This window comes from Shewanella sp. 10N.286.54.B9, from assembly GCF_041468565.1.
GTDB lineage: Bacteria > Pseudomonadota > Gammaproteobacteria > Enterobacterales > Shewanellaceae > Shewanella.
The window spans coordinates 46125-59718 of record NZ_JBFRIY010000021.1; the positions used below are offsets into that span (position 1 = coordinate 46125).

At 43.4% G+C, this 13594-nt stretch carries 12 protein-coding genes; 4 read left to right on the forward strand and 8 right to left on the reverse strand.

Features of this window, described 5'->3' with window-relative positions:
• Positions 1–60: 60 nt before the first annotated feature.
• Positions 61–756 carry a polymorphic toxin-type HINT domain-containing protein gene (locus AB4135_RS08015; protein ID WP_371991861.1) on the forward strand — a complete coding sequence of 232 codons (696 nt, stop codon included), beginning with the start codon at positions 61–63 and terminating at the stop codon, positions 754–756.
• Positions 757–829: 73 nt separating this feature from the next.
• Here AB4135_RS08015 and AB4135_RS08020 read toward each other — a convergent pair whose 3' ends face one another.
• Positions 830–1267 (reverse strand): DUF3069 domain-containing protein, encoded by a 438-nt coding sequence (locus tag AB4135_RS08020; protein WP_371991863.1) that lies wholly within the window; start codon positions 1265–1267, stop codon positions 830–832.
• 660 nt (positions 1268–1927) lie between these two features.
• Between AB4135_RS08020 and AB4135_RS08025 the strand changes: the two genes are divergently transcribed.
• Together AB4135_RS08025 and queG are read left to right on the forward strand one after the other, a co-directional pair.
• Positions 1928–3838: a diguanylate cyclase gene (locus AB4135_RS08025; RefSeq protein ID WP_371991865.1), complete on the forward strand. Its 1911-nt coding sequence runs from the start codon at positions 1928–1930 to the stop codon at positions 3836–3838.
• Positions 3839–3910: 72 nt separating this feature from the next.
• Positions 3911–5095 (forward strand): tRNA epoxyqueuosine(34) reductase QueG, encoded by a 1185-nt coding sequence (gene queG, locus AB4135_RS08030; protein WP_371991867.1) that lies wholly within the window; start codon positions 3911–3913, stop codon positions 5093–5095.
• 38 nt (positions 5096–5133) lie between these two features.
• Here queG and AB4135_RS08035 read toward each other — a convergent pair whose 3' ends face one another.
• From AB4135_RS08035 to AB4135_RS08050, 4 genes are all read right to left on the reverse strand, one after another.
• Complete coding sequence (locus AB4135_RS08035) at positions 5134–5343, reverse strand: dodecin (protein ID WP_371991869.1); 210 nt, start codon at positions 5341–5343, stop codon at positions 5134–5136.
• 167 nt (positions 5344–5510) lie between these two features.
• Positions 5511–6035 carry a protein disulfide oxidoreductase gene (locus AB4135_RS08040; protein WP_371991871.1) on the reverse strand — a complete coding sequence of 175 codons (525 nt, stop codon included), beginning with the start codon at positions 6033–6035 and terminating at the stop codon, positions 5511–5513.
• Positions 6035–6814 carry a thioredoxin domain-containing protein gene (locus AB4135_RS08045; protein WP_371991873.1) on the reverse strand — a complete coding sequence of 260 codons (780 nt, stop codon included), beginning with the start codon at positions 6812–6814 and terminating at the stop codon, positions 6035–6037. The genes AB4135_RS08040 and AB4135_RS08045 overlap by 1 nt, the downstream gene beginning before the upstream one ends.
• A 144-nt stretch (positions 6815–6958) precedes the next feature.
• Positions 6959–9028 (reverse strand): protein-disulfide reductase DsbD family protein, encoded by a 2070-nt coding sequence (locus tag AB4135_RS08050; RefSeq protein ID WP_371991875.1) that lies wholly within the window; start codon positions 9026–9028, stop codon positions 6959–6961.
• A 782-nt stretch (positions 9029–9810) separates the two neighbouring features.
• On the opposite strand from AB4135_RS08050, the gene AB4135_RS08055 reads away from it, so the two are divergent.
• Positions 9811–10221 carry a GNAT family N-acetyltransferase gene (locus AB4135_RS08055; RefSeq protein ID WP_371991877.1) on the forward strand — a complete coding sequence of 137 codons (411 nt, stop codon included), beginning with the start codon at positions 9811–9813 and terminating at the stop codon, positions 10219–10221.
• A 74-nt stretch (positions 10222–10295) separates the two neighbouring features.
• Here the strand turns inward: AB4135_RS08055 and prmC are convergent, their stop codons facing one another.
• From prmC to hemA, 3 genes are read right to left on the reverse strand one after another with little or no spacing between them, the layout of a single operon-like run.
• Positions 10296–11138: a peptide chain release factor N(5)-glutamine methyltransferase gene (gene prmC, locus AB4135_RS08060; RefSeq protein ID WP_371991879.1), complete on the reverse strand. Its 843-nt coding sequence runs from the start codon at positions 11136–11138 to the stop codon at positions 10296–10298.
• Positions 11139–11188: 50 nt separating this feature from the next.
• A complete protein-coding gene (prfA, locus tag AB4135_RS08065; RefSeq protein WP_371991881.1) occupies positions 11189–12274 on the reverse strand; it encodes a peptide chain release factor 1 in 1086 nt (361 codons plus the stop codon).
• 13 nt (positions 12275–12287) lie between these two features.
• The gene (gene hemA, locus AB4135_RS08070) at positions 12288–13538 is read right to left on the reverse strand and encodes a glutamyl-tRNA reductase (protein WP_371991883.1); all 1251 of its coding nucleotides are present in this window, start codon (positions 13536–13538) and stop codon (positions 12288–12290) included.
• Positions 13539–13594 lie beyond the last annotated feature (56 nt).

The following is a 13594-nucleotide window of genomic DNA, read 5'->3' on the forward strand; positions in this document are numbered from 1 at the left end:
AGTCACACCTAATGACTAACCTCAGCCTACTAAACAAAAATATGGAAGCCTGCTGCAGATATGATTGAGATTGAATATTCAATTGGTGACATAAAAACCTTAATGTTTGTGAACGCTGAGCACACATTTTTCCTCAGTACACAAAGCTGGATAACAGCCAAAGAACTCAAAGCTGGTTCTAGGATACTGGCAAAAAATGGCAGTATTGCCGAAGTGACCAATATCAATGTTATTGAAGGGCAATACCAATGCCGCGACCTAATGGTCAGCCACAATCATCACTATTTCATATCTGCACAAAGTAAATTACTTGGCGCTGTATATACCGATACGTTACCCAGTAACGAACTTGAACGAGTGGCATACCAGTTAGCAGATAAACCTTCTCACTTTGCAGATGGTAAACCCACAGGTAACCACAGCGGTCCGTGGGCGGCAGCGCGATATATAGCAGCAGAGTCTAACGAGGATGTCATAGCATGGGGACGTGCGAACGACTTGATGTGCGCCGAAGATGCTGCGGTGAGTAATCTACGCTTAAAAATTACAGACCAAACCGAGTTGCATCAAGGTAATGTCGAGATCTCTCATGCCTACATAAGAAAATACACTAAGAAAGGTCGCTTTGTGAATACCATGAGCCCCTGTCAGCATTGCCGAGAGAACTACGGTAGTGCATTAAATGATGACTCACTCGGCGCCAGCGATATCATTAAGAGTCACAGAGACAACCTACCCTTGCATCAAGAAGATTAAGGCAATAAAAAAGGCTATGCAAATGCATAACCTTGTCTATATTCAGCTGCATAGTGACAGCGTTAATAAGTGGTTATTTACCTTCAATAACCGCTTTAATACTGTTTAACATAGAACGGTCAGTGCGCGACTTCTTAAGTTTTCGAACACTCTCTTTTAATGATGCATCAGACAGGCGAGTAAAAATACCGTTGTACTCTTTCTCTGCAATCTCATCATCGGTGTCAGCCATATCAGCAATATCTTGCGCAACACGACTCAATTGAAACCAAGCATTGGCAATATAAAAACCATGAAAATCTTCTTTTGGAAGTAGTGCTTTGGCACTTGCAGGTAGCGCGTCCCAACCGCTATTGAATTTAAGGTCGGTATCTTCAATCAATTCATTACAAAGATTGGCATAAGCCTCAAGTAAGTTTTCTGGGATCTGATCCATTGGCATAACGGTATTACACACATTTAATGCCACCAACTCGGCCCGCGCTCGGTATTCAGCGTTTACTTCAGTCATTTTTTATTCTCAATTACGATTTAATGTACGGCTTAAAATACGCCGCTAATATGTATGCCGTCGCCGCTGTTACCAGCAGTTGGCAATAAAAGTTATACTTTTGGGATCGGTTAAGTATAGCCCAGACAAAGTCCCCAATGCAGCCCTAGGTGTGCATCTTCTGTGTCGTTATTATCACTTTCAGCTAAGTGAGGACTATTTCTGAGCATAGCTCTACAGGTCAAACCTGAATGCAGCGAATATATCTGTAATATGTCTAGATAAAAACAAACCATCATCGAGCTATGAGCTCTACCTTTAGGGCACTTTGCTATGGCAAAACTTGACGCTATACCTGTTTAGCAAGTTATCTCCCCTTTTGTTATAGCGGCTTCGGCAGGCCTTTTATTGAAGCTGTGACGGAAAGCAAATGTAAAAAAACACTTTGCAAACTCAAGGGTAAATTTAACCAAAACGACAGAGGTTATATGCAGTTACTAGCTGTTCGAAATTTTTTTATTACCTTATGTTTAAGGCTTACCCCTTTAAACTCGGCGTTGTTATACAGTTTCAGGCTAACAAATACAAAAGCTTGTCATTAGAAAAATAGATTACTCCGCCTGAGCTACCAGAAAACAACTCTAAGGTATATTATATCGTGTATGCTAGCAGTGAATATCAATGACTTTGAGAGCAAGTAAGCGTTATATGCCTAAACAGTTTCTATTGATTAAAATGATGCTTTTGACCAGTTTACTTTTAGTGAACAATTCAGGCTATGCCGAACAAAGTAATAACCAAAAAGCTGATGACATTTTCACACTCCTCAATGATGGCACTATAAGTAACAATCAAGCCATACACTCTTACATTGAACAGCTAGAAACATTAGTAGCCAAAGAAGATACTTCAAGGCAACTGCGTCTAACTCGTGCCCGGTGCTGGGCATTTGATCCCTATGATGCCGAGCAGGTTCCCAAAGCTATTGCATTTGCACAATATGCATTAACCAATCCTGAATTAGCTAAATACCCCAACCATAAATTAGATTTAGAGCTATGTCAGTCTTGGTATTATGAGCAAAATGGTAATGTTGAGTTAGCACTTAAAGGCTATAACGATGCCGTGAATCAAGCATATGCCTTAGAGGATCTGCGCCTGATAGCAGACGCTAGAAGTATGCGAGGCTTTTTACATTCGTACCAAGGAAACTTTACCCAGGGCCTTGAGGATCTCATCACCTCACAATCTCTCTATCAAAGCTTGAATCTACCTGCATGGGTTAGCTATAACCTGTTCGAGATTGCCACCAGCTATCGCCGTTTTGGCGATCAAAAAAGTGCTATTCGTTATTATAGAAAGTTACAAGACAGCTACATAAAAAGTAATGACCTCGATGCCGCTAACGCTATAACAGTGTCCATAGCAATCTCAGAGGAGGAGCGAGGTAACTTAGAAAGCGCCAAAAAACTGTTTGAGCAAGGTCATTTATATTGGAAAGTTAATAACAAAGAATCAGAGCAAGCGATGGTTGCAGTCAACATGGCTGGCACATTAATCAAACTAAGGAAGATTGAAAAAGCAAATCAACTTCTCAATGAGGCTGAACCTTTTGTATTACCTACAGACGAAGCCTTTTACAGTTTTATGCACCTATTTAGAGCTCAAATACTTCTTGCAAATAACCAATTAAATGAAGCACACCAAAGCCTTGCCATTGCCCGAAAAACCTTCGAACGAGTTAAAAATATCAGAGGGCTAGCTGAATTACAGTTAGTCGAAAGCCAAGTATTCCTCAGCCAGAATAACTGGAAACAGGCCTACCTATCCCTTAACGAATATGTAAGACAACACAAAAAACTCGATACTAAACGGCTATCGAGTTATACCACCGAAATGCGTACTCGCTTCAATGCTGATCAAATTGAGGCCGAGAACCGCCATCTAATAGAAAACCAACACCTTAGAGAAATAGAGCTCGCTATGTTAGAGAAAAATGAAATCCTACAAGGGATAATTATTTTACTCGGTAGCTTTCTTATCGTCATAGTATCTTTCTTTGCTTATAAAAAATCTCAAAAGAACAAACTATTGTCAGCACTTGCTTTAACTGATGATTTAACCAAATTACCCAATCGTCGCTATATCTATACCAAAGCACAACACTGCTTTGAAGAAGCCCAAAGAGCAAAATTGCCACTATCCGTCATCGCGTTTGACGCCGACAATTTTAAACTGATTAATGACAACTTTGGCCATGAAGTCGGTGATCATGCGCTGGAACTGCTTGCTGATACCTGCCGTGAAATACTCTTACCCAATCATCAGGCTGCCCGTGTTGGTGGCGAAGAGTTCTTGATAATGTTACCGGGAATGGACAAAAATCAGACCTTTGACATTGCTCAAATCTTAATAAAGAAAGTTAGCGGAGCAGATTTTAGCGAGTTTCCAGCTCATTTTGCGCTAACGATAAGTGCCGGAGTTTCTAGCCTTGATGTCTCAGATGATAAATTGTCACAACTACTTAAAAGAGCTGACGATGCTCTCTATCAAGCAAAGAGTAGTGGCCGTAACCAAGCTAAAATGCAGTAACAGGAGGCAGAATACCTATTCCTGCTCAATAACTGCTATTATTAGCCGTTACTTCAAGCCGTTAATAGAGCTATGTCAGACACTCCTTCACAATTTGCATCAATTGAGACCTTAACGCCTATTTTACTTGGCGAGTTAGCCCTTAAGATTAAAACTTGGGGACAAGAACTCGGGTTTGCCCAAATAGGCATTTGCGATACCGATCTGACAGCCGAAGAGCCCAAACTACAACAGTGGTTAGACAATGACTACCACGGTGAAATGAGCTACATGGGCAATCATGGCATGATGCGCGCACGTCCTTATGAGCTTCATCCTGGCACTCGACGTGTCATTTCAGCAAGAATGGATTACCTGCCACCCAATGCTGGTTTTGCAACAAACCTTAAAGATCCCAATTTGGGCTACATTTCACGTTATGCTGGTGGTCGTGACTACCACAAGATGATCCGTAACCGACTAAAGAAATTGGGCGATAAAATTGAAGCGGAGTTAAAAGCTATGGGCTTTAGTAAGCCTAACTCACGCCCTTTTGTCGACTCAGCGCCGGTACTGGAACGCCCGTTAGCGGATAAAGCAGGATTAGGTTGGACAGGTAAGCACAGCTTATTGCTCAATAGCGATGCTGGCAGCTGGTTTTTTCTCGGTGAGCTATTTATCGATCTTCCACTGCCTGTCGATGCGCCCGTTAAGGCTGACTGTAATACCTGTGTTGCGTGTATCAAGTCCTGCCCTACCAATGCCATTGTTGAGCCTTATATTGTTGATGGACGGCGCTGTATCTCCTACCTTACCATTGAGCTACAAGGTGCAATCCCTGTCGAATTTCGCCAAGCGATTGGTAATCGTATTTATGGCTGTGATGATTGCCAACTGGTATGCCCAGTAAACAGCCAAGCACCGCTTACCAAAGAGCAAGATTTCCATACCCGTGAACCACTGTTACAACCTGAATTACTCACTTTATTTGCGTGGAGCGAAAGCGAGTTCCTCAAGCTTACCGAAGGCAGCGCGATTCGACGCATTGGTCACAAACGCTGGCTGCGTAATATCGCCATTGCACTTGGTAATGCCCCAACAGCAGCATCTGTTATTGCCGCACTTGAGTCGAGAAGACTCTCTGATGAAGTGGACGAAATGGTGATTGAGCATATCGACTGGGCACTTGAACAACAACACGCTAAACAAGCACAGTTGAGCCGTAAAACCCAGCGCGTTATCCGTACAGTCGAAAAAGGATTAACACGTGACGCCTAACCCTTGTTATCTCGCAACTTAATCGACTAGAACACACATTATTTGGGGTTAAGGGTAAACCCGACTTTTATTGTCACCTGCCAGTGCGCAATCATCCCCTCTTCTAAATGCCCTCGGGTTTCGGTCACCTGAAACCACCTTAAATGCTGCAATGACTCGTTGGCGGCAGCAATAGCATTCTTAATCGCTTCATCGGAACTAATTGGCGAAGAACCAGTAAGCTCAATAATCTTGTAGGTATGACTCATAACAAGCTCCAGCAGGGTTAAACACAATTGTGTTTACCAGTATAGAACACTTGCCAAAGAGAGAAGGGTTTTGCCACCTTTGATCACATAACCCCACGCTTTGCTGTTCTACAAAATAAAAAGGTAACCAATTCGGTTACCTTTTTATTAGCATATACCCGCTCCACTTAAGCCAGCAACATACGCCACCACATTCCAGGTAAACTGGTAAAGCCGCTGGTATAATATTGCAGCTCACCGTCCTTAATCACCATCAATGTCGGGGTTACATTAACCGACCAATCATGGGACAGTTGGCCCTTTTCATCATTTACCACTTTGAAGTCGTATTCCTTATGAGCCAAGTACTTAGCTAACTTCTCATTGTTACCCGAGTTCATCGCTACGGTGACCACTGAATAGTGAGTTGCCATAATATCCACCGATGGGCTAACAAAGCTGCACACCGGGCACCATGTCCCCCAGAAATAAACCAATACAGGTTCTTGATAACTCATCGCTAAAACATCAACGCCGTTGCCGTTGAGCGTCATAGCTTGTAAGTCCGGTAGATTATCAGTGGGTATATCTCTACTGCGCCACAGATCGAGTGCGGCTGAGAATAAGGTAAATATAACCAACATGATAGCCAGTTGCTTTGCCCCATTAAACACTCTACTTAACATCGATTTAGGCGCTACTTCGCTGGTCATTAGCCTTGCTCCTTAAGCGCTTTTTCAACCGCCTGCTTAAGTGTCTCAAATGGTACTAACCCCGGAATAACTTGCTCGCCAATGATCATACTCGGCGTGCCACGAAAGCCAAGCTGACGCATTAGTTGGAGATTACTATCAACAATACTATCGACTCTACTGTCTTTCTGATTTAACCAATCTTGAGTGTTGGTTAACTTAGCCACTTTAGCGATGGTTGCCGAATCAAGCTTTCGCGGAACCGCCATCAAAGTATCTTTAACTGCTAAGTATTTTTCAGGCTCATTCAACCAAACAGTTTGCGCTAAATCAACCGCCTCTTCAGCGCCTTTTCCTTGTAACGGTACCATTTTAATGACGACTCTCAGCTGTGGAAACTCAGTCACTAATTTTTCCAACTCAGGCTCCAACTTCTTACAGTATGGACAATTAAAGTCAGTAAAGTAAACCATGGTTAGTTCTGGCTTCTCAGCGCCTTTCCAAGGATCCGTTTCGCTATAAAATAGAGAATGCTGGTGCTGTGCAATAAGCGATTTCACACTTGCTTGCTGTGAACCTTGTTGACGAATTTGCATTGCAATCACAGCTTCTTTTAGTAAATCAGGATCATTGACCAGCATCTCTTTAATTATTGTTCTTACCTCTTGCTGCTGTGCAGTACTAAGACTCGTATCCGCTGCATTTACAGATGCACTGCTCATCACTTGTATCGTAATAAATGCTGCAATGATGGCTAATGTTACGCCCATAATCGCTTTAATCTTTATGGTAAAATTCATCTAGTTATTCTCGTAAAAAACCTGCTATTGACTGCCTTCAACGCGTCAGTTGGTGATTATCAATAACAGTTATCAATAATTGGGAAGCTCGCTAGCGTTAGCGCTAGCGCTAGCGCTAGCGAATAAGGCCTTTAAGTAAGTCAATTACAACTGAGTTGAAGCTTTATTAATCGCATCGATCACTTGCTTTGCAGTAAGGATAACCGGTAATTCAATCCCATCAGGCGCGTTCGGTCCATATACCACATTGAACGGCACACCATAGCGATTATGGCTCTGTAAGTAGTCTGTTATCGGTGCTGATGGTTTAGTCCAGTCACCAATGACAAGCTCTATATCTGCTTGCTTTAAGCGGCTGTACACAGGATCTTGTAAGATGACACCGACTTTGTTGGCTTTACAGGTAATGCACCAATCAGCAGTCACATCGACAAACACGGTTTGTCCTTTAGCGACTTTGGCCTGGATGTCCGTTTGCTGCAATGGTGTCCATTCAAGATCGGTTGGTAGCGGGCTTGCCCATCTATCTGAAGTCGCAAATGCGGTTACAGCACTGAGTAAAATGCTAATACTTATCGTAGCAATCACAGCAGCAGAACCATGCACTTTCGCCATAAAGACAACAAACAGCAATATCAGTAGCCCAGCAACTATCCAGAGTGCAGTTGCCGCAACAAAATTGGCTAACAAACTAATAAGCCACAGGCTAGTAAGCAATAACATTCCAGCAAAGATAACCTTGACGATATTCATCCAGCGTCCCGGTTTTGGAAGGTAACTTGCCACTTGAGGGATAACGGCCACCAGCAACCACGGCAACGCCATTCCAACGGCAAGAGCAGTAAAGATCACGAATAGAGTTAGCGTATCAGCCCCTAATGCAAAGGCCACAGCGGTCCCTAAAAACGGCGCACTGCAAGGCGTAGCTAAAAGTGTGGCAAACATCCCCTGTAGGAAATGACCACGAGTATCATTGCCACCGCTGGTCGCAAGCTTAGTTTGCAGGCTAGAAGGTAGGTTGATCTCAAACGCACCTAACATGTTTAACGCAAACACCGATGTCACTAACGCCATAAAGCCGATAAACCAAGGATTCTGGAACTGTACGCCCCAGCCAATTGCTTGACCAGTCAGCTTTAGGCTCAAAATGAAAGCCGCCAGTAACCAAAACGAAACTAAGATCCCTAGTGCGGATGCTAAAAACTGCTGCCTTACTTGAGCTTTATTAAGTTCTGGTGCGGCCACAACTGCACTTAACTTCATCCCTAAAACAGGTAACACACAAGGCATAACGTTGAGAATTAACCCGCCCAGCAAAGCTATCAGCATCATGGTCCATAGCGGCGAACTGCCGCTAACAATATCGACTGCAATCACAACAGAACGATATTCAATGGCGCTGTCAGCTTCAATGACTGTCACATTTAGGTTTTTACCGATAACATCCGTTTCACCTAACCAACTGCTACCATCAAACACAGCGCTAAGCTGTTTATTCCCCTGCTCATCTTTGTTCGTTTCAATACGCTTAAGCTTAAAACTGACATCAGGCTCACCATCAATAATCACTTGTGGATATTGCCAGTCGCCCTCATTAAGTAGCACTTGCAGTTGCTGCTTTGCATTGTCCCAACCAAGGTTGATATCAGCCGATGTTTTACGTTGTGGTACGCTAACTTTGGCCTTGTTGTACGCAAACATCGCTCCAGGATCCGCAGTCATGGTTTTAAGGTCAATATCTAGATTGATGTCGTAATCCGTTAACACACAGATATTGGTACAGCTGGATAAAGTGAGTAACCCTTTAAGCTTCAACGGCTGGTTAATATCTTTGACCTTAAGCTGCATGGGAAAAACCACATCATGCTTATAACCAAATGTTTGTAAACCAAGTAACGAAAAGGCTTCTGGTGCAGGCCAATCCCAGCTGACATCGGCAAGATTACCTGACTTATCCCATTTAATACTAGGAGCAACGCCCCCCTCTCCTGGACTACGCCAGTAGGTTTTCCAGTCACCCTCGAGTTTAACTTCTAACACCGCTGGCAAAGTTTGCTTGGCAGCATCGAGTTCGCCAGTTAGCATAAATTTAGCTTTTACTGGCGGGTGATTTGGATTCTCAATCCAACCAGTAGATTGGGAAAAGGCAGAGCTCGACAATAGCAAGCTAAGCACAAGCAAAAAGTGTTTAATGATTTTCAATTTCGTCTCCACAGCGACATATAACTTGGGGCTAGAAAGAGTGGCAGCCCTCGCATCCAGTCATTGTGCCGTCAATACATGTGTCAGAGGATTACCCATACTGGTAAACCCCATTAAAGTAAAAGAATTCAAAAGCGCATATCAGCTCAATTTAGCGATAAGCATTATAACTGAATATGCATAAGCGAGGTTATTCTTGAAAACGGCAAAAACACAGATGTATTCGCCTGGGTTTTGGCAAAACAGGTAGATCTAGGAGCCGAGATAATTGCCGAAAAACAATCGGCAATAGCGGAATAAAAAACAGCAGTAACAATACAAGGTTCAAATTGGGTTCATCGATACAAACCCGCAGTGATTTTTCAGACAGCTCACAAGGCGGCTCGCTTAACGCTTCCGAAGACTGCAACGCTGTCTGACTTTGCAAATTCAATTGCGGTATTTCTTTGCCAATAAGCTGATTGACACTGCGCAACATTCCACTATTTTGCATCAAACACAAAATCACCAGCATAGTAAAAACCATGACGATTAAATTTCTAGTGGTTGTTGTTTTGCAATAAAAGCGGATAACGCACTCCAAGTATATCAATGATTAGCAGCATCAAGCGGCAATTAAAGGATAAGACCGAGTTTTAGCAGATTTAGTTCATTGCTCGATGAAAATATATTAGAGTACCGGGCAGCAATGACAAATAATCATTTTCCAGACATTAATCGTCTAAATAACGACCTACAAAGTACCAACTTAAACATACGATTTCACGACTAGAACCCCTAGGAACCTTATAGCGATGAACCAATTTATTACCGATAACAGCAAAGAATTTGCTCAATCCGTTGAAGATAAAATTGCAGAGTTTAATTGGCAAAATTGGGAAGTATCAGAAAGACTGCCGCTAGGACTGAAACTAGAAAATGACTCTGGCGAGCTTTTAGCTGGTTTTTCTGGACGCACTTTTGGCAATTGGTTAATGATTGACAATTTGTGGGTATCTGAGGCCTTACGAGGGCAAAAAATAGGCCACCAACTGCTAGCAGAAGCTGAACGCTTAGCACTTGCTAAAGGCTGCAAGTTTGCCATTCTAGATACGCTAAACTTTCAAGCTAAGCCCTTCTATGAAGCGAGAGGATATCAAGTGCAGTGGACACAATTAGCATACCCAGAAACAGGCTGTAAGTATTTTATGGTTAAAGCTTTGTAGCCATAGCTGATAGCAACAAAAAAGGCACTTATAAAGTGCCTTGCTATCCATAATCAACCCGCTATTTTGGCTGGCTATCTAGGCCAGCGACCTATGGTGCAACGATCATTACTGCCAAAATCTCGCACTGTCGCTACGTTTTCATAGCCTAGCTCAATCAGCTTCTCTCTCAGCTCAATCGCTTGTTGGTAACCGTGCTCAAGTAACAGATAGCCACCAGGAGCTAAATAATCACGAGCACAGCTAGCAATATGAAACAGATCAGCAAAACCTTTTAACGGTGCAGTTAGCGCACTTTGCGGCTCAAAACGTACATCGCCTTGAGACAGGTGCTCATCTTCTTCATCAATATAAGGTGGATTAGACACAATTAAATTAAAATCGTAGCACTCGACCGCATCAAACCAATCACTTTGAAACACATCAACATGCTCAAGCTTCAAGTTAATGCGATTCTCAATCGCCAGCTCAACCGCTTCTTCAACCTTGTCGATAGCGCACACTTGCCACTCATTGCGCTCATGAGCGAGCGATAACGCAATCGCCCCAGTTCCTGTGCCTAAATCCAATACGCGGGCATTTTCAGCCAGAGGCAGATTAAGCGCGGTTTCTACCAGAATTTCGGTATCAGGCCTTGGGATCAAAGTCGTTGGGTTAACTCTAAATGGCAGCGACCAAAACTCTCTTTCACCGACAATGTGCGCAATGGGGTTTCCGCGAAGGCGTTTGGCAAGCATCTGTTTAAACTCAGAGACTTGAGCAGAATCTAAATCTTTTTCAGGCCAAGTATAAAGGTAGCTACGAGGTTTATTAATAATATGTAGCAGCATCACTTCAGCATCCAGCATAGCCGAATCTGAAATAGCCTCTAACTGAGAAGAGGCCCACTTTAGGGCCCCTGATATAGTCAATTGCAAGGAATGTCCTTATTCAACGAAAACGGCAGCGCATCGCTGCCCAATAACCGTTAACTTTCACCAAGAGCAGCAAGCATATCCGCTTGGGTTTCTTGGATTAGAGGTTCAATCACCACATCGATATCGCCTTCCATAAATTCACCTAAGCGGTATAAGGTAAGGTTTATACGATGCTCACTCACTCGGCCTTGAGGGAAGTTATAAGTACGGATACGCTCAGAACGGTCACCACTACTGACTAGGTTTCGGCGAGTACTGTCCTCTTCGCTGCGACGCTTTTCATCTTCGACAGCTTGAATTCGAGCAGAAAGAACACTCATCGCTTGGGCACGGTTTTTATGCTGTGAGCGCTGATCTTGGCACTCAACAACAATACCTGTCGGAATGTGAGTAATACGAATCGCGGAATCGGTTTTGTTGACGTGCTGTCCACCCGCACCTGATGCGCGGAAAGTATCAACTTTCAAGTCTGCTTTATTGATCTCAATCGCTTCAGCTTCAGGGATTTCTGGTAAAACGATCACTGTACAAGCTGAAGTATGCACTCGGCCTTGAGATTCTGTTTCTGGAACACGTTGCACACGATGCCCGCCAGATTCGAATTTCAGTTTACCGTATACGCCTTCACCACTAATTTTGGCTATCACTTCTTTAAAGCCGCCATGTTCACCTTCGTTGGTGTTCATAACTTCTATTTGCCAGCGGTTGCTTTCAGCATACTTGCTGTACATACGGAATAGATCGCCAGCAAAAATAGCCGCTTCATCACCACCCGCACCAGCGCGAATTTCGATAAAACAGTTATTATCATCATTAGGATCTTTTGGAAGTAGTAGAATTTGTAGCTCAGACTCTAAAGTTTCTATTGTCTCTTTAGCCGCTTTATACTCTTCTTGAGCCATCTCTTTAAGATCGGCATCATCCTCTTCCATCATCTCTTTAGCAGACTCAAGGTCTTCTTCAGCTTGCTGAAAAGATTTAAAAGCTTTAACAACATCCTCTAGTTGAGAATATTCTTTAGACAAGGCACGAAAACGCTCTTGATCGGCAATAATGCCTGCATCACTTAGTAGCGCCAACACTTCTTCATTACGTTCAAGCAAGCCTTCAAGCTTGCGAATTACACTGTCCTTCATTAAAACGCTAACCTTAGTCTTTATCTAGTCCGAGCACAGTCCTTAATTGTCCAAGTGAATTTAGATCACCTTGGCGACTCGCAGCGGTAAGCGCTTGGGTCGGTGCATGGATCAATTTATTGGTCAGCTTGTTAGCAAGTTCAAGCAACACTTGCTCGCTATTACCGCCTTGGGCCAACTTGTTGACCGCTCGCTCTACCAATTCATCTTTTATCGCCATACTTTGAGTACGATATTCACGGATACTGTCAACCGACTCTAATGAGCGGATCCACTCCATAAACTGATAAGATTGATCGTCTGCAATTAATTCTGCTTGCTCGGCAGCCTCTCTTCGAGAAGCCATATTCTGTTCAATGATGCTTTGCAGGTCATCAACGGTATATAGAAACGCATCATCCAGATCCGCTACTTCAGCCTCAATATCTCGAGGAACCGCTATATCTACCAACAACATAGGTTGATGACGACGCTGCTTAAGCGCTTTTTCTACCATGCCTTTACCAAGGATCGGTAATGGGCTAGCCGTAGAGGATATCACGATATCGGCCTTAGGGAGAAAATCTGGGATCTGTTCGAGTGTAATCGCGGTTGCGCCAAACTCGTCACACATTGCTTCTGCACGTGAAATTGTTCGGTTTGCCACCACCATTGCTTTAACACCATTATCTTTTAAATGGCGCGCAACTAGCTCAATGGTCTCGCCGGCACCCACGAGTAATACCTGTGTAGTACTCAAGGAGGAGAAGATATGCTTAGCCATGCTGACGGCGGCAAAAGCGACCGATACCGCAGCGGCGCCAATCTCAGTTTCCGTTCGAATCTTTTTAGCCACAGAAAAAGTATTCTGAAACAAGCGGTCCATTGTGGTCGCAACGGTACCCGCTTCTTTAGCTTTCACAAAAGATTGCTTAACCTGACCTAAGATTTGAGGTTCACCCAAGATCAACGAATCCAGTCCAGCAGAAACACGCATTAGATGTTTAACTGCCTGCTGATCCTTAAATTGATAAAGACAAGGCTCAACATCAGCATGAGAAAGTTGATGATAATCTTCTAACCACTGGACAACATCAGCTTCTTCACCGTTGTTACAGTAAAGTTCTGTCCGATTACAGGTAGAGATAATGACGGCTTCGCCCGATTGAGTGTGCTTCGCAAGACTCTTCATAGCATCATGAATTTTGTCTGGTGCGAAAGCAACTTTCTCACGTAGGTCGACCGTGGCCGTTTTATGATTTATTCCGATTGCTACAAGGCTCATTTGACTCGTTCTGGACTCTTGGGCATCTTATTTATTGGTGCCATTCTACTGAATTG